Source organism: bacterium SCSIO 12827, assembly GCA_024397995.1.
In the GTDB taxonomy this organism is placed as follows: domain Bacteria; phylum Pseudomonadota; class Alphaproteobacteria; order Rhodospirillales; family Casp-alpha2; genus UBA1479.
Genome location: CP073746.1, coordinates 1,386,550 through 1,410,381, shown reverse-complemented (window position 1 = coordinate 1,410,381; position 23,832 = coordinate 1,386,550). Strand labels below are relative to the sequence as shown.

22 protein-coding genes are annotated in these 23,832 nt (G+C 63.1%); 8 read left to right on the top strand and 14 right to left on the bottom strand.

The genetic code is table 11. The features are described 5' to 3' along the window. Position 1 precedes the first annotated feature (1 nt). The 4 genes from KFF05_06625 to KFF05_06610 form a co-directional block, all read right to left on the bottom strand. Positions 2-964: a tetratricopeptide repeat protein gene (locus KFF05_06625; protein UTW53030.1), complete on the bottom strand. Its 963-nt coding sequence runs from the start codon at positions 962-964 to the stop codon at positions 2-4. A 134-nt stretch (positions 965-1,098) separates the two neighbouring features. Continuing rightward, on the bottom strand, positions 1,099-2,532 hold the full coding sequence (locus KFF05_06620) for a methyl-accepting chemotaxis protein (GenBank protein UTW53029.1): 1,434 nt from the start codon (positions 2,530-2,532) through the stop codon (positions 1,099-1,101). A gap of 146 nt (positions 2,533-2,678) precedes the next feature. Beyond that, positions 2,679-4,448 carry a tetratricopeptide repeat protein gene (locus tag KFF05_06615; GenBank protein ID UTW53028.1) on the bottom strand — a complete coding sequence of 590 codons (1,770 nt, stop codon included), beginning with the start codon at positions 4,446-4,448 and terminating at the stop codon, positions 2,679-2,681. Beyond that, entirely contained in the window at positions 4,441-5,484 is a 1,044-nt protein-coding gene (locus KFF05_06610; protein ID UTW53027.1) for a threonine-phosphate decarboxylase, read from the bottom strand. Before KFF05_06610 ends, KFF05_06615 begins: the two co-directional genes overlap by 8 nt. Before the next feature lie 191 nt (positions 5,485-5,675). Here KFF05_06610 and KFF05_06605 point away from each other — a divergent pair, with 191 nt between their 5' ends. The 3 genes from KFF05_06605 (at position 5,676) to KFF05_06595 (ending at position 8,184) form a co-directional block, all read left to right on the top strand. Next, positions 5,676-6,305 carry a FecR domain-containing protein gene (locus KFF05_06605; protein ID UTW53026.1) on the top strand — a complete coding sequence of 210 codons (630 nt, stop codon included), beginning with the start codon at positions 5,676-5,678 and terminating at the stop codon, positions 6,303-6,305. Between the two features lie 70 nt (positions 6,306-6,375). Next, the gene (locus KFF05_06600; GenBank protein UTW53025.1) at positions 6,376-7,554 is read left to right on the top strand and encodes an iron-containing alcohol dehydrogenase; all 1,179 of its coding nucleotides are present in this window, start codon (positions 6,376-6,378) and stop codon (positions 7,552-7,554) included. A gap of 9 nt (positions 7,555-7,563) precedes the next feature. Beyond that, positions 7,564-8,184 (top strand): DNA-3-methyladenine glycosylase 2 family protein, encoded by a 621-nt coding sequence (locus tag KFF05_06595; protein UTW53024.1) that lies wholly within the window; start codon positions 7,564-7,566, stop codon positions 8,182-8,184. A gap of 32 nt (positions 8,185-8,216) precedes the next feature. On the opposite strand, the gene KFF05_06590 is transcribed toward KFF05_06595, so the two are convergent. The 4 genes from KFF05_06590 to KFF05_06575 all read right to left on the bottom strand — a co-directional run bounded on the left by KFF05_06590 (position 8,217) and on the right by KFF05_06575 (position 13,258). Beyond that, positions 8,217-10,793 (bottom strand): HAMP domain-containing protein, encoded by a 2,577-nt coding sequence (locus tag KFF05_06590; GenBank protein UTW53023.1) that lies wholly within the window; start codon positions 10,791-10,793, stop codon positions 8,217-8,219. Between the two features lie 497 nt (positions 10,794-11,290). After that, a complete protein-coding gene (locus tag KFF05_06585) occupies positions 11,291-12,148 on the bottom strand; it encodes a type 1 glutamine amidotransferase (protein ID UTW53022.1) in 858 nt (285 codons plus the stop codon). A gap of 24 nt (positions 12,149-12,172) precedes the next feature. Beyond that, a complete protein-coding gene (locus tag KFF05_06580; GenBank protein UTW53021.1) occupies positions 12,173-12,892 on the bottom strand; it encodes a sel1 repeat family protein in 720 nt (239 codons plus the stop codon). A gap of 54 nt (positions 12,893-12,946) precedes the next feature. Further along, complete coding sequence (locus KFF05_06575; GenBank protein UTW53020.1) at positions 12,947-13,258, bottom strand: hypothetical protein; 312 nt, start codon at positions 13,256-13,258, stop codon at positions 12,947-12,949. Between the two features lie 185 nt (positions 13,259-13,443). On the opposite strand from KFF05_06575, the gene KFF05_06570 reads away from it, so the two are divergent. From KFF05_06570 to der, 3 genes are all read left to right on the top strand, one after another. Beyond that, the gene (locus KFF05_06570; protein UTW53019.1) at positions 13,444-14,103 is read left to right on the top strand and encodes a tetratricopeptide repeat protein; all 660 of its coding nucleotides are present in this window, start codon (positions 13,444-13,446) and stop codon (positions 14,101-14,103) included. Between the two features lie 125 nt (positions 14,104-14,228). Next, complete coding sequence (locus KFF05_06565) at positions 14,229-15,554, top strand: PQQ-binding-like beta-propeller repeat protein (GenBank protein ID UTW53605.1); 1,326 nt, start codon at positions 14,229-14,231, stop codon at positions 15,552-15,554. Between the two features lie 58 nt (positions 15,555-15,612). After that, positions 15,613-17,019: a ribosome biogenesis GTPase Der gene (gene der / locus KFF05_06560; GenBank protein UTW53018.1), complete on the top strand. Its 1,407-nt coding sequence runs from the start codon at positions 15,613-15,615 to the stop codon at positions 17,017-17,019. 21 nt (positions 17,020-17,040) lie between these two features. Here the strand turns inward: der and KFF05_06555 are convergent, their stop codons facing one another. From KFF05_06555 to KFF05_06530, 6 genes are all read right to left on the bottom strand, one after another. After that, complete coding sequence (locus KFF05_06555) at positions 17,041-17,343, bottom strand: ferritin (GenBank protein ID UTW53017.1); 303 nt, start codon at positions 17,341-17,343, stop codon at positions 17,041-17,043. Positions 17,344-17,443: 100 nt separating this feature from the next. Beyond that, positions 17,444-17,746 (bottom strand): hypothetical protein, encoded by a 303-nt coding sequence (locus KFF05_06550; protein UTW53016.1) that lies wholly within the window; start codon positions 17,744-17,746, stop codon positions 17,444-17,446. A gap of 4 nt (positions 17,747-17,750) precedes the next feature. Continuing rightward, on the bottom strand, positions 17,751-18,002 hold the full coding sequence (locus KFF05_06545; GenBank protein UTW53015.1) for a MoaD/ThiS family protein: 252 nt from the start codon (positions 18,000-18,002) through the stop codon (positions 17,751-17,753). A gap of 15 nt (positions 18,003-18,017) precedes the next feature. Next, complete coding sequence (locus tag KFF05_06540) at positions 18,018-19,253, bottom strand: NAD(P)/FAD-dependent oxidoreductase (GenBank protein UTW53014.1); 1,236 nt, start codon at positions 19,251-19,253, stop codon at positions 18,018-18,020. A gap of 4 nt (positions 19,254-19,257) precedes the next feature. Continuing rightward, positions 19,258-21,105, bottom strand: coding sequence for an aldehyde ferredoxin oxidoreductase family protein (locus KFF05_06535; GenBank protein ID UTW53013.1), 1,848 nt, complete (start codon positions 21,103-21,105; stop codon positions 19,258-19,260). Between the two features lie 16 nt (positions 21,106-21,121). Next, entirely contained in the window at positions 21,122-21,601 is a 480-nt protein-coding gene (locus KFF05_06530) for a 4Fe-4S dicluster domain-containing protein (protein ID UTW53012.1), read from the bottom strand. Positions 21,602-21,792: 191 nt separating this feature from the next. On the opposite strand from KFF05_06530, the gene KFF05_06525 reads away from it, so the two are divergent. Then, positions 21,793-22,764 carry an ATPase gene (locus KFF05_06525; protein ID UTW53011.1) on the top strand — a complete coding sequence of 324 codons (972 nt, stop codon included), beginning with the start codon at positions 21,793-21,795 and terminating at the stop codon, positions 22,762-22,764. Between the two features lie 77 nt (positions 22,765-22,841). Then, complete coding sequence (locus tag KFF05_06520) at positions 22,842-23,762, top strand: homoserine O-succinyltransferase (GenBank protein ID UTW53010.1); 921 nt, start codon at positions 22,842-22,844, stop codon at positions 23,760-23,762. Positions 23,763-23,832 lie beyond the last annotated feature (70 nt).

The window sequence follows — 23,832 nt, the reverse complement described above, 5'->3', positions numbered from 1 at the left end:
GTCAACGAACCGGCGGTTCGTCCAGGGTCTTGATCACCCGAGCAGCGCCGCCATGGGCCGCGTCCAGTTCCAGAACCTTGAGGGCGTCAGCCCGCGCCATCTTGGCGTCGCCCGCGCCCAGGGCAGCCAGCGCGCGGGCGTAAAGCGCCGCCAGATATCCCGGTTTAAGCGCGATGGCGCGGCTGTAATCCTCGATCGCGCTGACATGATTGCCGAGCGCGCCATGGACCAGCCCCCGGTAATAAAAGTTTTCCGGATCACCCGCGCCTAGATTGACCGCCATGTTCATGTCGGACAGAGCCGCCGGATAGTCTTCGAGATAGGCCTGGGTCAGGCCCCGTTCGGTGAAATAATCGGATTCCGTACCCTTCAACTCGATGGCCAAGGAAAAATCACCGAGCGCCCGCTTATAATCACCCTGGGATCGATAGTACTTGCCGCGCAGAACCAGGGCCTCACGGTTGCGCGGCTGCACGCGCAGGACTTCGTTGAGGTCCAGAATGGCGGTATCCAGGCGGCCGCTTTGGGCACGGGTCTTTGCCCGTTCCATGAACGTCGTCATCTCCTGGGGGCGAAGCTTGGCCGCCTCGGCATAGTCTTCTTCCGCATCCTTGAATTTCCCGGCATCACCGTAGGCTGCTCCCCGGTTGACATGGGCTCGGTAATATTTGGGGCGCAACTTGATGGCCCGGGAGAAATCGCGGATCGCGGCATTGATATTGCCCAGCCGTCGATAGGTCGCGCCCCGGTTGTTGTGAACCCGTGCCAGGTCACCATCGTTCAGCGTGTCCGCGTCGATCGCCTTGGTGAACAGGTCGATCGCCTGCTGTAGACTGCCGGCCTTGGCCGCGGCGACGCCGGCTTCGAAATCCTGGGCTGCCTGGGCTTGAGCGGGGCCGGACGGCCAGATCACGGCAACCGTCAGCAACAGAATGGCCGCCAGGCGCACCAATAGCCTTGTCATTCTCACGTCTCTCCGATCGGCGAAGCCGCCGGACCGCCGGAAGGCGGCCCGGAAGGATGAATTCCAAGGCTGGACTTAACAGATGAGGCGCCCCCGGCGCAATGCACGAAGGCAACAAGGCCGGGCTGAGCGCTTTAGATTTTGTAGCCCAGGCGCAACCCACCCCAATGGCGCCCGCGTACAGTGATCGGAGCCGACAGGTCCTTCATCAGAACGAAATTTCCCCCGCCCATGTCGCGGCGGTAGGTTTGCAGGAAGAAAGGCCGCGTGTTCTGGCCAGCACGTAGGCCCGTGCGGTCGTTGAACAGGCGCCGATTGCGGCAGTTACCGTTATTCCACACGGGATCATCGCCCTGGGGCTGCGAAAACTTTAGGTTATGGGTCGGCAAAAACCCATTGCGGTCGACGGCGGCGCAGAACACGACCTTGTCATCGAAGGTCAGCATAGGCTCCTGGATGTCCGGCAACAGACGATCAGCCAGCGTAACGAAGGGCGTCATGCATTGTTCCGGGTTGGTGCCGGGGATCGGCTCATATGCCTCCGAAAACAGGGCCTCTTCGGTGATCTCACCTGAGTCCAAGGCGGCTTCGAAGCGACGGGCGATCTCATTGGCTCGGGATTGGATTTCCCGAATGAAGCGGCTGTCCGAAGTTTCAAGCCCGGCTTGATTGATCTGGCCGATCATGCCTTCGCCGCGTTCCAGCAAAGAACTGACGCGTTGTTCCGCCGTTTGCAGCTTATCGCCTGTTTCTTTGAAGCTGGAAACAAGGCGCTCCATCTCGTTAATGAACCCGTTGCATTGCTCGCGCGACGACGACGATGCGCCGACGATTTCGGCGATCTGGTTTTCCACGGTGCCGATGGATTGACCGATGCCGTCGACGGCGCTGTTGATCTGGCCGACGCCGGCGTTCACTTCCTCAGCCATACCGATGGTCTTCTGGCTGGTGTTCATCAGCCCGGACACGTTGGACGCCAGATCAGCGACCGCCTCGTCGATGGCGCCGGTGGCCTTGCCCGTTTGATTGGCCAGCGCCTTGACCTCGCCCGCGACGACCGCGAACCCCTTGCCCGCCTCACCCGCGCGGGCCGCCTCTATCGTGGCATTAAGGGCAAGAAGGTTGGTCTGCTTGGATACGGCCTCGATGTCCTGGGTGATCTTGGTCACCCCGGAAAGGGAATTTTCCAGCACGCCCAGAGATTGTTCGATGTTGGTCACGGAAGAGACCAAGGCTGCGATGCGCGACACGGCGCCGGTCACCTGTTCGCGGGAGTCATTCATCACTGACCCGGCTTCCTGGGCCGCCCGCGAGGTATCGCCACCGGCTGCGTCGATGCGATTGAAGGCGTCTATCAGTTCCTGCGCCTTCTGTCGCATCTGATCGACCATATCCGTCTGCTGTTGGAAGTGACTTGTGATGGATTCCACATCGCCGGCCACATCGGCCAGTTCCAGGCTCAGATCCTCGACCCGTTTCAGGATTTCGTTGGCAAATGCGTTGTAGTCGATCTGCTGGGCTGCGGACGGCGTGATATCAGCCTCCGCCCTGCTCTGGACGTCGGTCATTTGCACCTCCCCATGCAAAACAGCCACTCTTTTCGGTAGCTTACATAGCGTTCGAAAAAGGGTGCCACGATCTTCTTCGAACGCCAAGTGTTCGTCCAAAATTTTACATGGCAGGGGGGTTATTTCACGAATGTATTGTTATGAATTCACAACCAATGTCGGCGGATATAAGAAACCAGGGATTTGACCACACCCTCCCAGTCGTCGGCGGCCGGTTGGCGGAACAGTCGCATGGTCGGGTACCAAGGCGTGTCATCCCGGTCCAACAACCAGCGCCATTCAGGCACCTGGGGCAACATCATCGCCACGGGCCTTCCCAACGCCCCGGCCAGATGACCGACGGCGGTATCGCAGGTCACGACAAGATCAAGGCATTCGATCAGCGCCGCCGTCGCGGCGAAGTCACGCAGGTCCGGCGTCATATCGACAACGGCATCGGCACCATGGGCGGCCAGATCCGCGTCACCGCCATCCTTCTGCAGCGAGACGAAGACCACTCCCGGCAGGTCGAACAGGGGCAACAGCGGCGCCAGACCGGGGCTGCGCACCCGGTCGCGGGGGTGATCGGGGCTGCCCTTCCAGACGATGCCGATGCGCGGGCCCGCAAGCTTGTCCAGGCGTCGGCGCCAATCGGCGCAATCCTGATCGGGAGCCCGAAGATAAGGCACGTCGGCGGGGATCGTCGCAAGGTCGGTGGCGAAGGCAGCCGGTAGCGACATCAGGGGGATCTGATAATCATGGCCGGGCAGCCTGTCGTCCCCTTGCTCGACCACCTGAATGACCCCATCAAGGGACGTCATCAGCCGTCTCAAGGCTGCCGGGCACTCCAGGATGACATGCTGGTCAGCTGCCGCCAGCAGCGCCGTGTAGCGGGCGAACTGGATCGTGTCGCCAAACCCTTGTTCCGCCCGCACCAGAACCGTCGCCCCGGGTTCGGCCTCGGCGGCGGTCCAGCGCGGCACCTTTCCACCCCGGCCCTGACCCTTGAAACGGGCCGTGTTCCAGCGCGCCTCATAGGCCTGCCAGCCTTCCGCCAAGCGGCCCAGCAACAGCAGAGTCATGGCGCGGTTACGCCGACATTCCGCATCCTCCGGATCAAGCGCCAGCGCACGGTCATAGGATAGCAATGCGTCGTCGAAGCGCCCCAGTTCGTGCAGCGCCACGCCCTTATTGGCATACAGGGCGGCGATGTCGGGGGCCGCCGACAGGCCGGCATCGTACTGGGCCATGGCGGCGGTCAGATCCAGGCGTTCACGCAGGATGTTGCCCAGATTGCAATGGGCCTCTGCCATGCCGGGGTTTGCCTGGATCGCCTGACGGTAGCATTCCATGGCCACATCGTCCTCGCCGCGCCCCTGATGCAATTGGCCCAGGGCCTGATGGGCGTCGGCCAAATTGGGGTCGAGCGTCGCCGCCCGCCGAAAGCAGGCCTCGGCACCGGCCGCCGCCGACGCCCCGCCGCCCTGCAGAGCGAGACCCAGATTGAGATGGGCCGGCGCCAGATCAGGAGCAAGTTCCAGGGCCAGCCGTGCGCGCGACCGCGCGGCATCGAAATCACCCGCGGTCACCAAGGCGGCCGCCATGTCCGAATGCACGGCGGCGTCGTTGGGGGTCAATGCCACGGCATCCCGATAGGCCTCCGCGGCCTCGGACGCCCGCCCCTGGGCCATCAGCACCCGCCCCAGGTTGGCGTGATACATGGCCGCGCGGGGATCGGTTTTGATGGCCCGGCGGATATGCTCCATGGCTGTCGCCGCATCGCCTTTTTGATAGAACACCAGCCCCAGAAGGTGCAGGGCATCAGCATGATCAGGATGGTCGGCAAGGATCGCTCGGTAGGCTTTTTCGGCAGCTGCCAGGTCGCCGGCCTGATGGCGGGCGATCCCCCGCGCCAGGGCATCCATCGTCTCAGCCATGACGACGGTCCAGGATCGGCGCGGTTCCGGCGAAGGCCGAAAGCGCCTTTTCCAGGCGTTGCCACTGATCTTCCTCTCCCGGCAGGCCGAACCGCAGCCAGTTTGAATTTGTCCGGAACCGCCGAACCAGGATCCCCGCCCCCGCCAGATGATCGTAGAGGGCCGGAGCGTCGGCATGATCAGCCAGCACGAACAGATCGGTGCCACCGACAACACCCAGACCGGCGCCGGTCAGAAGACCTCGAAGGCGGACCATGTGGCCCGCTAAACGAGCGCGTTCCGCCGCCGCCCAGACCTGATCGGACAGTGCCCGGGCGCCGATTTCCTGGGCCGGCCCGGACACGGCCCAGGGCCCCATATCCGCTTCCAGTCGGCGCGCCATGCGCGGCATGACAAGGGCGAAGCCCAGGCGCAGTCCCGCAAGCCCATGGAACTTACCGAAGGATCGAAGGATGATGACGTTCGTCAAAGGCAGGGCGGGGACAAGGCTAATGTCCGGGCGGACATCGGCAAAGGCCTCGTCAACGATCAGCCAGTGATCGGCCTCGGCCGCGTCACGGGCCCAGGCCGTCAGCCGTTCCGGATCAACCGCACGGCCGTCCGGATTGTTGGGATTAATCAACACCAATGAGCGATCCGGCGGCGGCAGATCCGCCAGGTCTTCCACCTCCGCTCCCGATGCCCGCCAGGCCGCGGCATGTTCGGCATAGGTCGGGCCGAGAACCGCCACCCGGCATGCGCCCAGCACCCGGGGCAGCACCTGGATCAACGCCTGGGTCCCCGGCGCGCAGGCCACCAACTCCGGCCCGGCGGCGCCATAGGCATCCGCCGCCGCCGTCTTCAGGGCCTTCAGGCCGGTCGACTGCGGCAGCCGCGTCCAAGCATCGGACGATAGCTCGGTCACTGGATATGGCGTCGGATTGATGCCCGTGGACAGATCAATCCAGCCGGCCGACGGCGCGCCGAAACGCACCGTGGCAGCAGCGAGGTCACCACCGTGACCTTCAACCCCGAATTCGTCGTCTTGCTGTGGCACGGATGCTCCCTATCTGCGGGTCAGTCTATCCCCATTTCGCAGCCACCCCATACCGGGCCGCCCCGCAGGATCACTAACACCCTCCCGACCATGGACGAAAGCCCCAAGGTAGGCCACATTGTCGCCCAATTGGACGATGATGTTGGTCGTCTCGGCGGTTGTGCCGATCCGGGAGAGAAGGAGAATCGCTTATGCGCAGGACACTGGCCATGGGGCTGTTGGCCGCCCTGTTCCTGATGATCGCGGGGCCGGCGGCGCAGGCTGCCGAGGGCGACGTCGCGGGCAAAGTCCTGCGCCTGAAAGACGGCGCCATGGCCATGCAGGATGCGACACCCCGGCCCCTGATGGTCGGCAGCAACGTTCTTGTCGGTGACGTGATTTCAACCGGCGCAGGTGCCCGTCTTGAATTTTCCCTGCGCGACGGGTCGGTCGTGACCTTGGGCGAACGGGCAACCTTCGCGCTGTCGGATTTCGAGGATGCGCCGTCCAAGGAAAATATCACCCTGCGTCTTCTTTCCGGTGCGTTCAAGGCGGCGTCCGGCGCGATTGCCGCACGGAACCCCGACGCCATGACCGTCGCCACCAACACAGCAACCATCGGCATCCGTGGTACCACCGTTTGGGGCGGCACGTTGGACACGACGTTCGAGGTCGCCCTGCTGGAGGGCACCGCCGTCACGGTCACCACGCGGGCGGGAACGGTGGAACTGAACACCGTCGGCCAGGGGACGAGCATCCCATCGGAAAACCAGCCGCCAGCACCCCCCATCACCTGGGCCCAGACGAAGGTGACCCGCGCGCTGGCGACGGTCGATTTCTAGGGCAGTGGACATTTAACCCCGGCCTGGGGAAACTGGCGCCCCGTAACTGACTCACAGGATGCCTTTCTCCATGACCGTCGACCTTGCCCGCCTGTCCGCCATCTGGCCTTTTCCCACCACCGTGCGCTTCGGACCTGGGCGCCTGATCGAATTGGGTAAGACGACGGCGCGTCTGGGCATCAAGCGACCCCTGATCGTCACCGACGCGGGGTTAGCGGCATCTGACATCGTCGCCGCGGCCGGAGCCTCCCTGGCCGACGCGGGCCTAGACGGCGAGGTGTTTTCCCAGGTCAAATCCAACCCCACGGCGGCCAACGTCGCTGCCGGGGCCGCCGCATTTCGGGACGGCGGGCACGACGGCATCATCGCCATCGGCGGCGGATCCGCCATGGATGCGGCCAAGGCCATCGCCCTGCAGGCCGACCACGATGGCCCCGCCCTCGACTATGCCGTGGGCGGGCCGCGCTACCGGGAAATCAATGGGACGGCCATCGCTCCCTTGATCGCCGTGCCGACGACATCCGGCACCGGGTCGGAAATGGGCTATGCCGCCGTCATCTCCGACGAAGACGCGCGGACCAAACGCATCCTCTATCACGCAAACCTGCTGGCCCGCACGGTGATATGCGACCCGGAATTGGTCACCGGCCTGCCCGCGAACCTGACCGCCTGGACCGGCATGGATGCCGCCGTTCATTGTATCGAGGCCTATTGCGCCACCACCTACAATCCCCTGTGTGATGGCATCGCCGCCGAGGGCATGCGCCTGATCGCCGCCTGGCTGCCGCGCGCCGTCGCCGACGGCAACGATATCGAAGCGCGGAGCCAGATGATGGCCGCCGCCGCCATGGGCGCCGTCGCCTTCAACAAAGGCTTGGGCGCGGTACATGCGATCTCCCACGCCATCGGCGCACATAAGGACAGCCACCACGGCCTGACCAACGCCGTGGTGCTGCCCTATGTTCTGGACCACAACCGGGCAGCCATCGACGAACGCTGCGCCGTACTGGCCCGCTGCATGGGTCTGCCCCGGGCCGATTTCACCGGCCTGATGGATTGGACACTGACGATCCGCGACACCTTCGACATTCCCCATACCTTGGACGGCCTTGGGGTCGGCACGGACGATTTGAATGCCCTGTCGGAAACCGCCGCCGCCGACGTCACCGCGCGTGAAAACCCGGTACCCGTGGACGCGGCGGCACTGCGCGGCGTCATGGTCCGCGCCCTTTCCGGCACTCTGGGATAGGACACCGCCATGCCCGCCACACCCGGCCTTCTGGAACTGGTCGACCAATGCGAATACATGGCCCGCGCCTATGCCGAAGCCGGTGCCCCCCTGCCCCGCCGCCGCCCGGACGGATTCCCGGCCATCGTCGCCAGCATCATCGGCCAGCAGGTATCCGCCCATGCCGGGGCCGCCATCCTGCGCCGGGTCGAAGCCGGATTGGGCACGGTGAGCGCCGAGGCCGTTCTCGCCAAGACCGACGATGACCTGCGCGCCTTCGGCCTGTCCCGGCCGAAGGTCAAATACATCCGCGGCGTGGCCGACGCCGTGGTGTCGGGCGAACTGGATTTCGACGCCCTGCACCACGCCCCCGACGACGAGGTCCTGGAGACCCTGACCCGGCTGAAGGGCATCGGCCAATGGACGGCGGAAATCTATCTGATGTTCGCGCTGGGACGGCCCGACGTCATGCCGTCGGGTGATCTGGCCTTGGCGGAATCAGCCGCCCGCCTGATGGGCCTTGACGCCCGGCCCAAGCCCAAGGAACTGGCCGTCATCGCCGAGCGCTGGCGGCCGTGGCGGTCCACCGCGGCCCTGATGCTGTGGTATTACTACCGCTTCACGGGCGGACCTGGCGCGCCGGAGGTATAACTTCCGGCGGCCCCAAATTCCGCAATGACGATCTAACCCAGGCCCCTGACAAACGCCATGAGGCGCTCCGCATCCGCGTCATTCATATCCAGACGGGCATGGGTATGATCTTCGGTCTTGGCCACGATGGAAGCCTCGTAAGTCCCAAGATCCGGCAGATCGATGGTGAAGGTATCGCCTTCCGTAACCTCAAGACCGCGGTCGAGCACCACACCGCCACCCATGGACAGGCTGTGCAACGTTGTCTCCTTGGCCACTCCCGCCACCGTGACCGTGACCGTCTGCCCCATTGGATGGCGCGTCGAATAGTCCGGGTCCTGGCTGTCGCGGATGATCTCCAACAGGCGTTCGTTCATGTGGTCGATGCCCGACTTGACCTGGGCCGCCGCCTCCAACTGCTGCGACGCCGCGTCGCCGGACTGGCCCGCGACCTCTGTCACCTGGATGATGTTCGACGACACTTCCTGGGTGCCCGATGCCGCCTGCTCCACGTTGCGGGCGATCTCCTGGGTCGCCATGCCCTGCTGTTCGACCGCCGCCGCCACCGACGATGAAATCTCGTTGATGTCCGAGATCGTCTTGGTGATGCCGGCGATGGCTTCGACACTGTTCTGCGTCGCCGACTGAATGTCGCCGATCTGCTTGCCGATTTCCTCCGTCGCCTTGGCGGTCTGATTGGCCAGGTTCTTGACCTCGCTTGCGACCACGGCGAAGCCCTTGCCGGCGTCGCCGGCGCGGGCCGCCTCGATGGTGGCGTTGAGGGCCAGAAGGTTGGTCTGCTCGGCGATGTCGGTGATCAAACTGACGACCTCGCCGATCTTCTCCGCCGCCTGGGCCAGGCCCTGGATCTGGGCGTTGGTGCGGTCCGCTTCCTCGGTCGCCTGCCGCGCGATTTGCGACGACTGACCGACCTGAGAGGAAATCTCGTTGATCGAGGCCGAGAGTTCCTCCGCCGCCGACGCGACGGTCTGCACGTTGATCGTCGCTTCCTCGGCCGCCGATGCCACGGTCGAGGCCTGTGTATGGGCCGACTGCGACAGGTCCGCCGCCGAGCGGGCGGAGTTCTCGACCGTCGATACCCGCTCCTTGACCAGATCAACGGCCTTGGCGACTTCTTCCTCCAACGCGGCATTGAGCGCCAAAACCTGACTGCGCAACCGTCGCCGGTTGCGGCGGTCTTCGATCTCGCGCTCCGACGCCATGCGGTTCACTTCCTGGGCGTTCTCCTTGAACACCTGAACCGTGCCGGCCATGGAGGCGATCTCGTCCGATCCGTGGGTATCAACCGCGATGGTCAGGTCACCATCGGCAAGCGCCACCATATTGCCCGACAGGGTCACGAGGCGGGCCACCAGCCGGCGCACGTACATCAGGTAGACCCCCGCGGCGATCAGCAGCGAGAACCCGGCCAGGAACATGAGAACCTTCTTGTTCGCCGCAGCGGAGGCTTCCGCCGCCGCCGCCTCTTCTGCCATCTGCGTTTCCGCCACATCGACCACGCCTGCGATGTCGTCGCTGAATTTTGCCGAAAGCTCGCGGCTTTTGGCCATCAGGGCTTCGATGTCATCCTGCGTCTTCAGTTCGGCGATGCGGTTGTCGAAGACATTGCCTTCGTCGACACCAAAGGCAAGCAACTTGCCGCCTTGATCGGCCAGGTTTTGCGCCGCATCGGACTCACCGGTCAGCGACATCGCGTCCAGGAATTGTGACTTTGATGTGAGGAAGCGTTCCCGCAGCGACTGCAGGTTTTCGCTTTGGGTTTCCGTCGCCGCATTGCCCAGCAGACCAACGATCTGGTTGGCTTCCGCCTTCACGTTCATGGCCGCCGCCAGGGGTTCCACCCCGGACTCGACGAATTCCAGCAACGCGCCCGGTTGGGTTACATCAACGGCCTCGACGCCGAGGGAAAGATTGAAGGTCACGTCGTCAATAATCCCGGCGGCGCCGACGGCGAATTCTTTGTGCAGGGCCCGCAATTTCTCCATTGACGCGACGCGGGCGCCGGCCAGCCTATTGCGTTCGGTGACCTTTGCCTCGATCTCACCGAGCAGCGCCTTCAACTCGTCGGCACCGGACTGCAGATTGGTCATGACCTCGGCGCCGATCTTGGCACTGGCGACGATCCCGGCGAATTGCTCGAAGATCGACTGTACCCGCGCGGCGATATTTTCGCGTTCATCGGTCGTCTTCGCGGCGACCAGGGCCGGCGCGATGGAGGTAATGCGCGCGACCGTTTCCGAAAGGCGAAGCGCATCCGCCACGGCCGGAGATTTCACATGAGAGATTTCGCTCAAGGTATTCGATGACGAGGTCATCGACACCCACCCGATGACAATGGCGACAACCGTCGTCGCGAAAATCGCCAGAACGGACAACAGCAGCCGTCCCCCGATGCCCATTCCGCTACGCCTCGTCCTCCCAGGCAGTGATGCGGTTTGCTCTTCGGGAGGTGTTTCCTGCCCCAGGTTATCCGGCGTCGCGGCATCATCGACGGCCGCGTGATCTTCAACTTCCGCCGTCACCTCATCAGGCGCAGATTCCGGCCCCACCTCGTCCACGGAAGGGGCCTCCACCGCATCCTCGGCGACGGGCTTTTCTTGGTCATTCATCGTCCCAAACCCTTTTCTTGGTTATTTGATCCTCCGTCCCACATTGTTTCCTGCAGGTACGGGCAGTCCTCCCCCTCAAGGGCCATGCATCCTATGCGAAAATTCTAATCTCGTCAGTTTCGAAACAGACGAGTTCCTCATCCGGCTGAATGCCATCAGGAACACCTCACCTCTGCCCTGATTACGGACGCAGATATGACAAGCCCCTGTGTGTCCATGAAATGAATGCCACTCCCAATTCCCCAGCATGGCCAAAGGGTACCCCTGAATCTTCAAGGGATCCTAGCTATACAAAAGTACTAGATACAAAACATCCAGTAATTTTTATGACCAAATTAATATTTTAAATATACAAATAATTAATATGGTTAATTTTATTATATTATAATTATAAATATTAAATTTCTTAAGAAAAATAATTTATATATTTATTTTAAATAATATTATCCTAATAATTAATGCGCAAAAAACTAAAAAATTGACCACCAACACCGCATTCAGTTCGATTTTTCATTTCGACAAAACTGCAGCCAATTGTCGATTTCCCGACATCGCATCGACGTATCCGTTACCGTTTCACCAAAATCCAGGTTCGCCACCGGCTCTTCGGCATCGACATCCAAGCGCAGCATGGCCTCGGTCTCCCGGTCCATGGCCGCCTGATCGGGATAGATGCCCTGCGTCACCATGTCTGCGCCGTAGCGCCGGATCAGCCGCGCCATGTGGGGAAATGAAAATTCAGGATGATACTGGACACCCCAAAACGCGCCTTTTCCGAAGGTGAACGCCGCCGCCTGGATCGGACTGTGAGCATTGGCGGCAAGCACGGCGGCGCCGGACGGCAGGCGGGTGACCTCGTCGTAATGAATGGCGAGGGAGTCGAACGTTCCCGGCTTTCCCGCGAACATGGGAAACACAGCCCCCGCGTCGCTTAGCGTGATGGCGCGGCAGATACCGACCTCGCGGCCGTTGGGGCTCGGCGCCACGTCGCCCCCGGCGGCAACCACCGCGACCTGCAGCCCCCAGCAACTTCCCAACATCGGCACGCCGGCCTCGAACAGGGCCTGCACCAGATCAACCTGGCGCTGAACCTCGGGGGCATTTCCCTGGGCGCGCACGAATAGGCCCGAGCCCCCCAGGATCGCGCCGTCGAAATCACTTAAGGCCGCCCCCGCCGGCAGGACGACCGCTCCATCGGCGGGATGGGCGACATGGATGTCCGCATCAGGGACCGAGCGCCGGACCGCATCCGCGTACTGATCGGCATTGCTGCCCGCCCCCGCAGCCGCCATGGCCGCGTTACCAGCCGCCGTGTTGCCTTCAATGATGAGAAGACGCAGCGTCGGCGCGGTCATGTTAAATCCCCCATGCCCTGTTCCTCATTTGCCTGTCGTCATCTCACGGGCCCTGCGTTCAGCCAGATTGATCTGGGTTCGGTTCAGCTTGACCATCAGTTGCTCACGCTGCCCCCGGGGGTCGAACTGAGGGTTATGGGCCTGGATGCGCGCCGCATGGGGGGCTGCCAAGGTCAGCCACTTGTAGGCCTCGACCAGATCGCGTTTCACGCCCCAACCTTCCTGGTACATGACGCCCATGAGGTATTGAGCGATCGGATGGCCGCGCATCGCAGCAGCGCGGTACAGGTCGATCGCGCGGCCGTAGTCGTTGGCCACGCCAAGGCCTCGGAAATAGAGCTCACCCAACGCGAACTGGGCATCGGCGTCGCCGCCTGCCGTCGCCGCCACACGGTACCATTCCGCCGCCTGGGTATAGTCGACGGGCACGCCGCGCCCTTTGGCGTAGGCCCAACCGAGGGCGTATTGCGCCCTGACGGCCCCCTTGCCGGCGGCCTCGCGAAATAGGGCGACGGCGCGGTCCGGATCGGGCAGTCGGGAATTTTTGCGGATCAAGATCCACCCCAGGTCGACCCGGGCGTTCAGATCGCCCTTCTCCACGGATTGCTCGAGCTGCGCCACGCGCTGTTTCAACGCGGTCAGTTCGGGATCATCATCCTGGGCAGGCGCGCCGAAAAAGAACCAGGCGGCCCAGCCGGAACCCAGGAGCGTGGACAGCAACAATGTATAGGCAAGGAATCGCATGGAGCGGCCATTGAACGACGGCAGGCCCTTAAGGACAAGCGTCCGTTACGGCGATCAGCGGGGTTTTTCGCCGCCCTGGCGGACCTGCTCCTGCTTGCCGTCGTACACCGGCCTGTCATAGCAGGTGATCTCACCCAGCGTGCGGTAGCAGAACACGTTCATCTGCGGGACCTTCTCGTCCTCCTCGCAATAGGTCATGCCCAGGTCCTTGCGGAGGGTCGAACAGTTCTTGCCGCTCGACAACGAGATGACATGATCAACGACCGTCTTATCCGTCGCCATGACGGATACGCCCTCGGCCCCGACAATGCCGACGCAGCCGGCCGTCAGCAAACAGACGGTGAAAATCGCAAGAAGTCGTTTCATTCCCTTGGGTCGCCCTTCGATACGGGATACGGCGCATTAGACCGCCACCACCGTGCATTGTCGCCCATCATTGTTAAGGAGCCGTAAATCCCTTCATAACCGTCCCCCGCCACCGCCAGTTGCTATCGCGGGAAAAGGCCACTATTTTCCCCGCCAATTCCAACCGTTACCGACGGGAGCCAAAAGTGGCCGATCATACAGAAAACAGCCTGATCCGCGAAATCGACGAGGAACTGCGCCAGGAACAGTTCCACAAGGTCTGGAGCCGCTACGGCAAGATCATTCTCGTCGCGGCGGGGCTGTGCGTTGCGGCCGCCGCCGGGTACCAGTTCTGGGTCAAATACGACCTGGAAACCCGCCAGACCCTGGGTGACCGGTTTGCCGCCGCCCAGAAACTGGCCGAAACCGGCAGCACGGAAGCAGCGGCCGGCGCGTTCAAAAACCTGTCCGGCGAAGGCGGCGGTTACGGCCTGCTTGCCCGCATTCAGGAAGCGGGACTGCGCGCCAAGAACGGTGATACGGCCGGGGCCATCGCCGCCTATAACGCCATCGCGGCGGACACGGGGGCCGGAAAACTGTATCAGGACCTTGCTGTGGTCCTGGCGGCTGGGCTGGAAGTGAATGACCCCAGCGCCGATCCCAAAAAGGTTCAGGACCGCCTGATGCCGCTTATGGAGGCGGGCAATCCGTGGCGATTCAGCGCCCAGGAACTGGCGGCGGCGCTGGCGCTTCGCGCCGGGGACAAGGCCAAGGCAGTGGAAATCTACAGCACCCTGTCGAAGGATGCGGAAACGCCGGCCCGCATGCGCCAACGCGCAACGGAATTGTTAACGATATTGCGTTAAAAGGGCCCCTGAATTAATCAGGGTAGGCCACGGGGAACAGGGGAACAATCGGTATGGCTGCGCCGAATAGCGGAAATCGCCGGGAACGGGGCCTGCGGGCTTGTTCGCGCGGCACGGCCCGAGGCATGGCATTGTCCATCGCCATCGCCCTGGCGGCGCCCTTAAGTGTCGGCGGCTGCACTTATTTGACAGACCTGTTTTCCAAGGAAGAGGTCCCGCTGCCGGGCACGCGCATCGCGATCCTCACAAATCAGCGGACCTTGGCGGCCGATGCCGAATTGAAGGATCATCAGATCCTGCTACCGGCCCCCTCGCCAAATCCGGAATGGCCGCAGCCGGGCGGCTACCCGAACCATGCCATGCACCACATCCTGGTGCCGGAGAACATCACCAAGGCCTGGAGCACGAACGTCGGCAAGGGCGTTGATGACGAGTTACGCATTCTCGGCTCCCCCGTCGCCGCGGGCGGGCGCATCTTCACCATGGATTCCGAGTCCGAGGTCTATGCCGTCGACATGAAGTCCGGCGACACCATCTGGGACGTCGAACTGGCGCCCAAGGCCGAAGCCGACGATGGTCTGTTATCCGGCGGCGTCACCACCGAGGGCGGCCGCGTCTATGCCGCGACCGGGTTCGGCCATGTCATCGCCCTGGATGCCGCGACGGGCAAGGAAATCTGGCGCACGGTGCTGAGCGGCCCCATGCACGCCGCCCCCACGGTGCGCGGCGGACGGGTCTTCGTCATTACCCTGGATAACCGCACCTTCGCCCTGGACGCCAACACGGGCCAGCAGCTTTGGGATCATTCGGGCATTACCGAGTCCGCCTCCCTTCTCGGCAGCGGCAGCCCGGCCGTCGATCAAGGTGTGGTCGTCGTCCCTTATTCGTCCGGCGAACTGGTGGCGCTGCGGGCCGAAAACGGCCGCCTGCTGTGGTCGGATTCCCTGGCGTCCCTGAAGCGTTCGGACATCGTCTCCGCCCTGTCGCATATCCGGGGCCGCCCGATCATCGATCGCGGCCGGGTCATCGCGATCAGCCATTCCGGGATCATGGCGGCCTATGACCTGCGCACGGGCCGGCGCATCTGGGAGCGGGATATCGGCGGCATCGAAAGCCCCTGGATCGCCGGGGACTACATCTTCGTGTTGACCAACGACGCCGAAGTCGCCGCCGTCAGCCGCGATACCGGCGGCGTCTATTGGGTCCGCCCCCTGCCCCGTTTCGAAAACCCGGAAAAGCAGCGCGATCCCGTCGTCTGGACCGGCCCCATCCTGGCCTCCGACCGCCTGATCGTGGCCGGATCGCATGGTGTGGCCTGGGCTTTGTCGCCCTATTCGGGTAAGTTCATCGGCGAGGTCGAAATGCCCGACGGCATTTCCGTGCCGCCCATCGTCGCCGACGGCCGGGTCATCTTCCTGTCCGACGACGCGGAATTGATCGTTTATCAGTAACCCAGTACCCGTAACCCAGTTTAGGTAATCAGGATCGGACACGCGCCCGGCCAATGTCATGCCCTTCACCATCGCCATCATCGGCCGCCCCAACGTCGGCAAATCGACCCTGTTCAACCGTCTGGTTGGGCGCAAATTGGCCATCGTCGACGATACGCCGGGGGTGACCCGCGACCGCCGCGAGGGCGAGGGCAAGCTTGCCGACCTGAAATTCCGGCTGATCGACACCGCCGGGCTCGAGGACGTCACCGACGACAGCCTGGAAGCCCGCATGCGCGGCCAGACAGAACGGGCCTTGGACGAAGCCGACGTGGCGCTGATGGTAATCGACGCGCGGGCCGGGGTGACGCCCATGGATCAGCATTTCGTGTCCTGGCTGCGGGCCCGCGGCACGCCGTCGATCCTGGTCGCCAACAAGTGCGAGGGCCGGGCCGGCGAGTCCGGACTGTTCGACGCCTATTCCCTGGGCCTGGACGAACCTGTCGCCTTTTCGGCGGAACACGGGCTCGGCCTGTCGGACCTGTACGACCGGCTTATCCCCTTTGCCGAGGCCGCCGCCGAAGGCACGCAAGCCTACGACATTGAAGATGAATTCGCCGACCTCGAGGAATTCAACGACGAAGAAGACTGCGACGACGCAGCCGAGCCCAAGGCCCTGCAACTCGCCATCGTCGGCCGGCCCAATGTGGGCAAGTCGACCATGATCAACCGCCTGCTCGGCGAAGACCGCATGCTGACCGGGCCCGAGGCCGGGATCACCCGCGACGCAATCTCCATTTCCTGGCACCATGGCGGGCGCGATTACCGGCTGATCGACACGGCTGGCCTGCGGCGCAAGGCACGGATCACCGACAAGCTGGAATCCCTCAGCACCCGCGACACCCTGCGCGCCGTGCGCTTCGCCCATGTCGTGGTGCTGGTGCTGGACGCCGACGCGGTCCTGGAAAAGCAGGACCTGACCATCGCCCGCCAGGTTATCGAAGAAGGCCGCGCGCTGATCATCGCTGTCAACAAGTGGGACGCCGCCAAGGACCGGGGCGAGACGATCCAACGCCTCGGCGACCGCCTGCAGACCAGCCTGCCGCAGGTCCGGGGCATACCCGTCATTACCTGCTCCGCCCTGACCGGCCAGGGGCTGGATAAGCTTCTGCCCACGGTCACCGAAACCTATGACCTGTGGAACACGCGCATCGGCACGGGCGACCTGAACCGCTGGTTGAGCGATATGCAGGAAGTCCACCCCGCCCCCATGGGCAAGGGCGGCAAGCGCATCCGCCTGCGCTACGCGACCCAGGCCAAGGCCCGCCCGCCCACGTTCATCGTGTTCTGCACGCGGGCGACCGAATTACCGGACAGCTACACCCGCTTTCTGGTCAACGGCCTGCGCGACCACTTCGGGCTCGACGGCGTGCCGATCCGCCTGATCTACCGCAAGAGCGACAACCCCTACGCGGACCGGAAATAGGCCCCGCCGCCGGACGGCGGTTTAGTGGTCGTCGCCGTGATGGCCGGTGATCGGGCCGTCCTTGAACAGGGTTTCACGGAGTTCCTTGTCGAACTGCGGCATGCTGCGGCGCAGCCATTCCAGGACCATGGCGGCGTGCTCGATTTCCTCGTCCCGATTATGGGCCAGGATCGCCTTGAGCTCCGGATCCGAGGTGGCATCGACGCGCTGCTGATACCAATCGACGGCCTCCAGTTCCTCCATCAGGGAAACAATGGCGCGATGACGGTCCATGGTCTCTTCGGACAGCTTTTCCAGGGGTTCGTGGAAACCTTCACTCGACATGGGAGCTCCTTAATACAAATCGTGTGTGGACATTAAAGATAGTGGATACACCATCGGGATCAACACTCAAAGTTAGAATGTTTCTAAAAAACTATCCTAATCAACCCCCACCCCGCTGAAACGCCCGGTCGAACGCCACCAGCGCCGCAGCTCGATCCTCCCCGGTATAGCCGTGGAACCCAAGCGTCACATCCATGACTTCGATCTCGATCAGCGCGATGCGGCGCATGCGTTCAGCCCCTAAGGCGATCTCCAGACGTTTGCCGTCCTGCTCCAGCACAACGCCATCCGCCGTCTCGACGAAGGCCTCGGTGCTCAGCGCCTTGGCGATGCCGCGAAAGAAAGCCGCCCGCGTCAGGGCCATTTCCTTTCTGATGATGACGGGTGCCTCTTCGCCAGCCACGGGGTCAGCCCCCCGCCACCGGCGGCCACATGGCGAGCGCATCGCCGTCGTTGAAGATCGTGGCCGCCCGCGCCGAGGGTTCCACATAGACGCCGTTCAGCAACACCAGATGACACATCTTTTCCGGCAAGCCGAGCTGGGCGATGACCGTAGCCGGGGTCGCGTCGGCGGCAACCTCCAGATCCGCCTCGTTGCCCTTGGTCCCCGCCGGCAGATGTTCGGCGAGGGAAGCATAGAGCTTGACCCGGATCTTCATGGGTTACCCCCGCCGTCAGGCATAGGCATGGGCGACATAGGCTTCCATGATGCGGTGCGGGTCGTCCATCAGTCGTGCCTTCCACAGGCCCAGCGGCGTGCGGTTCTGAATCAGGCCACGCAGCACGCCCATGTGGTCCGTGCGCCCAAGCGACAGGGCACCGACCAGCACGTCGTCCTTGAAGTTCAGGCGCAGGTACTTGAAACGCGCGCGGTCCAGGGCTTCGGCACTCTGCGTGCCCTCGCCTCCTTCCCAGTCGCCGAACGAGGTCGAGATCAGCCCCGCCGTGTCCAGCACGTTCATCTGCAACGAGCCCCGATAGGGCGTGACCTTACCCGCCATGTTGAGGGCGGCGAAGCGGCCGTGCTCGGTCGAGGTCGGCTGAATGGCGTGGACGTTGAAACCGCCGCCGAAATCCGGTCCCTGAGCGCAGTCGCCGGCGGCATAGACGCCGTCGACGGAGGTGCGCAGGAACTCGTCCACCAGAATGCCCTGTTCCGCCTTCATGCCGGTGCCGTCGATGAAGCCGATATTGGATTTCACCCCGGCGGCGACGACCACCAAGTCGGCGGACGCCGTTTCCCCATTATCCATGGCGACGGCCAGGCGGCCGTTCTGTTCGCCGACCTCCGTCACCTTAGTCGAGGTATGGACCGTGATGCCCTTGGCCTGACACCAGTCCTTGATCAGGGTGCCCGCCGTCTCGTTCATCATGCGCGGCACCATGCGATCCAACGCCTCGACCACAGTAAGCTTGACGCCCCGTTCGACCAGGGCTTCCAAGATGATACAGCCGATAAAGCCGGCCCCCATGAGGACGACCTCGGAGCCTTTCTGAGCCAACTTCTCGATCTCCCGACAGTCGTCGAGGGTCCAGCAATGATGCACCCTGGGCAGGTCGAGCCCCGGCACCGGCGGCTTGATGGGGCTCGCCCCGGTGGCGATCAGCAGTTTGTCGTAGGGCTGTTCGCCGCCGCCTTCCAGGGCGACCTTCTTGCCCTTGACGTCGATACCCGCCGCCTTGACCTGGCGATAGATGATGCCGAGCGTGTCGTAATGCCCGGCCGTCTTGCGCAGGTGCGTGCCGCCGTGGTCGATGATGCCGGTCAGCACATAGGGAATGGCCATGCGGGAATAAGGCGGATCGGCTTCTCCGCCCAACAGCACGATGTCAGACCCCGGGTCCGTCTTGGCAAGCGTTTCCGCCGCGACGACCCCCGCCGGGCCGGCGCCGATGATGACATAGGTCATGTCCCTACAGCCCCAGCCTGCTGACGGTCTCGTTGGTCGGCACGCCGTCCTTGGACCAGCCGCGCAGCTGATAATATTCCGGCAGCATCTTGTCCAAACCACTGGTCAGGCCCTTGGCCGGACCGGTCTTGGCCGCATCTTTCATCAGGCGCGGAGGCAGATTGTCGTCCTTGCCGGTGAAGCCCGCTGCCAGATTAAACTGGCGTTCCAGGTTCCAGATCCGTTCCCCCGTTGCCAACAGGGCCTCGACGCTCCAGTCGCCCTCGCAGGCGGCGTCGATCTGAGGCGCGATGTCCTCCAGCGTCCAGGCAAAGGTGGTGAACACGCAGATGCCCGCACTGTCGACCGCCGCCGTCGCGTCCTGGAACGCCTTGACCAAACCCGCCTTACCGTCGGTGACGAGGGGATCGGTCTTTTCCGGAATGCCCAGGATTTCCGACGCAACGGTATAGCTACGCAGATGGCAGGCCCCCCGGTTGGAGGTGGCATAGGTCAGCCCCATGCCCTGGATGCCCCGGCCGTCATAAGCCGGGAACTCCTGACCTTTCACGGACATGGACAGTTCCGGCTTGCCGTATTTTGCGCAGAGCAGCTTGGACCCCAGGCCGATCTCCGCCCCGAAGCCTTCGCCCCGGCCGCAAAGCTCGGCCAGATCCGTCAGCGCCTTGGCGGACCCGAATGTGACCTCGATCCCGCCGGTCTCCTTGGTGGTGATGACACCATCCTCGAACATCTCCATCGCCGCCCCCACCGTGGCGCCGAACGAGATGGGGTCAATCCCCTGTTCGTTGCAGATGAAGTTGGCGAAGGTCAGGGCGTCCAGATCGTCGACGCCAGTCGCCGCCCCTAGCGCCCAGGCGGCCTCGTATTCCAACCCGCCCGATGCCTTCTGATACTGCGGCCGATCAGCCACCGTGTAATGAGTGCGGTCGATGGTCGACACCCGCCCGCAGGCGATGGTGCAACCGAAGCAGGCGGCATTGCGCACCAGATTGGGCTTGCCGTCCGATTCACGCGGTTCGGCCATGGCCTCGGCGGAAATTTTAGACGCCCCCTCGAACTGAATGTCGCGGTGATTGCGGGTCGGCAAGGCGCCGGTTTCGTTGATCACGTTCATCAGAACCTGGGTGCCGTAGGCCGGCAGTCCCTGGCCCGTCACCGCGTTTTCCGCCAGCACCTTCTTGCCCTCGGCCGTGGCCTTGAGGAAGGCCGGCATGTCATCGACGGACCCCCCCTTGGTGCCGCGGATGGCGACGGCCTTCAGGTTCTTGGACCCCATCACCGTACCCACCCCGGATCGCCCGGCAGCGCGGTGCATGTCATTGACGACACAGGCGAATTTGACGCCCTTTTCGCCCGCCACGCCAATCGAGGCGACGCGGATCTGGGCGTCGCCATGGGCTTCCTTAATGCCTTCTTCCGTGTCCCACACGGAGGTGCCCCAATAGCCCGAGGCATCGAGCAGCCGGCAGTCATCGTTATCGATGAACAGATAGACCGGCGCCTTGGCGCGGCCTTCGAAGATGATCATGTCCAGCCCGGCGTTCTTCATTTCGTTGCCGAAGAAACCGCCCGAATTGGAACAGGCGATGGCGCCCGTCAGCGCCCCCTTGGTGATCACCGAATAGCGCCCGGCCGTGGACGCGCAGGTGCCGGTCAGCGGACCGGTCGCCATGATCAGCTTGTTTTCCGGTGCAAGGGGATCGACCTTGGGGTCGATCTCTTCCGTCAGGTATTTGGTCGCCAGGCCGCGCTGACCCAGATAGCGCTTGGCCCATTCCATGTTGAGGGGTTCATGCGTGCAGGTGCCCTTGGTCAGGTTGACCCGCAGAATCCGCCGTGCCCATGCCATGACATTGTCCTCCCCTTCAGTGCGCGGCTTGCTGGCCGGCGTCGGTCTTGGCCGCCCATTTGCGCATCTTGTCCAAGCCGGTCCAATCGGCGTCCACATAGGTGATGGCGTCGGTCGGGCAGGCCTTGGCGCATTCCGGATCGCCGCCGCACAGGTCGCACTTGATGACCTTGCCGGTGGCGGAGTTGTAGTTCACCGTGCCGAAGGGACAGGCGATGGTGCAGACCTTGCAGCCGACGCAGAGGTTGTCGTTGACCTCTTTGGCCCCGGTCAACTTGTTCAGGGATATGGCGTCGACCGGACAGGCGTGCATGCACCAGGCCTCGTCGCATTGCGTGCAGGTATAAGGCACGAAGCGGCCCTGGTCGTGGAAATTGAAGACCTTGATCCGTGACTTGGACGGATTGAACACGCCCTCGTTTTCGAAAGAGCAGGCAAGTTCGCACTGCAGACAGCCCGTGCATTTGCCCGGATCAATGTTCAAGGCTTTCAGCATGAAATCCTCCCGTTCGGTGTTTGCTGGTCGAGGCGTTCCGGTCGGTTTCCCGCAGTTTCGCGGTCCCGGACGCCATATTTATCCTGACACAAGCTTAGCACTCCACCCACGGGGGCCTGGAATTAATTTTTGCGGGCCAGGGCGCAATCAAAGCTCTTTACAAGCGAAACGCCGCACGCCAAACCATGGGCATGAGTTCTGAAGCATATCTCAACGATTTCGAGGCGTTCCGCCAACTGCCCCACGCGATCACGCTGCTGGGCATGTCCGGCGTGGGCAAAACCATGCTGTCCACCAGCCTGCGCCGCCATGCGGACTGGTATCACTATTCGGCCGACTACCGCATCGGCACGCGCTACCTCGCCGAACACATCCTGGACAACATCAAGTACAAGATCATGCACATGCAGGACAGGTTCGTGGCCAACCTCCTGCGCTCGGATTCCATCTACATCAACCACAACATCAGCGTCGACAACCTGGATCCCGTATCCACGTTCCTGGGCATGTACGGTGACCCTGCCGAAGGCGGCCTGGACAAGGCCACGTTCCTGAAGCGCCAGGGACTTTATCGCTGGGGCGAACAGGAAGCCATGAAGGACACCGGTCACTTCATCGCCAAGGCCTGGGAAATCTACCGCTGCAAGGATTTCATCAACGATGCCTCGGGCAGCCTGTGCGAAATCGTCGATCTGGACGATCCCGACGACCCCGTGATCACGGCACTCCGCGCCGATACCCTGATCCTCTATATCCGGGCCGGTAAAACCGACGAGGATGCGCTGAAGGAACGCGCCGAGAGCGACCCCAAGCCCCTGTTCTATTACCCCTCGTTTATCGAAAAGCACCTGGCCGGCCAACCTGCCGACGGCAAGGGTGTCGGGCCCAAGGATTTTGCCCGCACCCTGTTCCCCGCCCTGGTCCAGGACCGCAAGCCGCGCTATGCCCGGATGGCGGAAAAATACGGCTTCACCATCGACGTCGCCGACCTGTTCACCGACCCGCCCCAGGGTCAATTGGTGCCTGACGCCAACAAAATTTTGTGGCGGGTGCTGGAAACCATGCGCGCCCAATCCGCCGACAACGAGGTTGCAGCGGCCAATGCCACACACTATGTGAACGCATGCCTTGCCCGCGCCCAACGCCGGGCATTGGATTTCTAATACCGTCTCCGCCGCGCCCGCGGCACCGCACCAAACACGTACAGACCCAACCTGAAACCAACGCCGGACAGGCCGCCATGCCGATCAAGATTCCGTCAGACCTTCCCGCCCGCGCCGTCCTGGAAAAAGAGGGCGTGCCGATCATCGGCGATGACCAGGCGATGCTTCAGGATATTCGCCCGCTGCGCATCGCGGTGCTGAACCTGATGCCGTTGAAGCAGAAGACGGAAACCCAGTTGGCCCGCGTGCTGGGCGCGACACCCCTGCAGATCGAGATGCATCTGTTGGCGCTGACGACGCACAAACCCAAGACCGTCGACGAACAGCACATGATCGACTTCTATCATCCGTGGACCCAGGTCACGGACCAGAAGTTCGACGGGCTGATCGTCACTGGCGCCCCCATCGAACAACTGCCGTTCGAAGCCGTCACCTATTGGGATGAACTGTGCCAGATCTTCGACTGGTCGCGGGGCAATGTGCACAGCCTGTTCAACCTGTGCTGGGGTGCTCAGGCGGCGCTTCACCATTTCTACGGCATTCCCAAGTATCAGTTGCCGCACAAGGCGTTCGGTGTGTTCGAACACCAGGTGCTCAACACCGCGTCGGAACTGTGCCGGGGCCTGAACGACAGCCTGAACATTCCCGTGTCACGCCACACGGAAAATCACGCCGCCGACCTCAAGCCCTTCCCACAGTTGGAAATCCTCATGGAGGGGGCGGCCACGGGCATCGCCCTCGTCCACGACCACAAGCTCAATCACGTCCACATGTTCAATCATCTGGAATACGATTCCGACACGCTGGACGCCGAATACCGCCGTGATGCCGAAAAGGGCGCGGACATTCAGGTCCCCGCCAACTACTACCCCGGCAACGACCCGGCCAAGACGCCGGTCAACCGCTGGCGCGCCTATGCTCACATCCTGTTCGGCAACTGGATCAACATGGTCTATCAGTCGACGCCATTCGATCCCCAGAGGATCGGCGAGGATTGACGCCGGCCGCACCTTGATATTGTATACAATCAAGGGAGGCGCACGGGCTTAAAAACCCGGCGATAAAGGG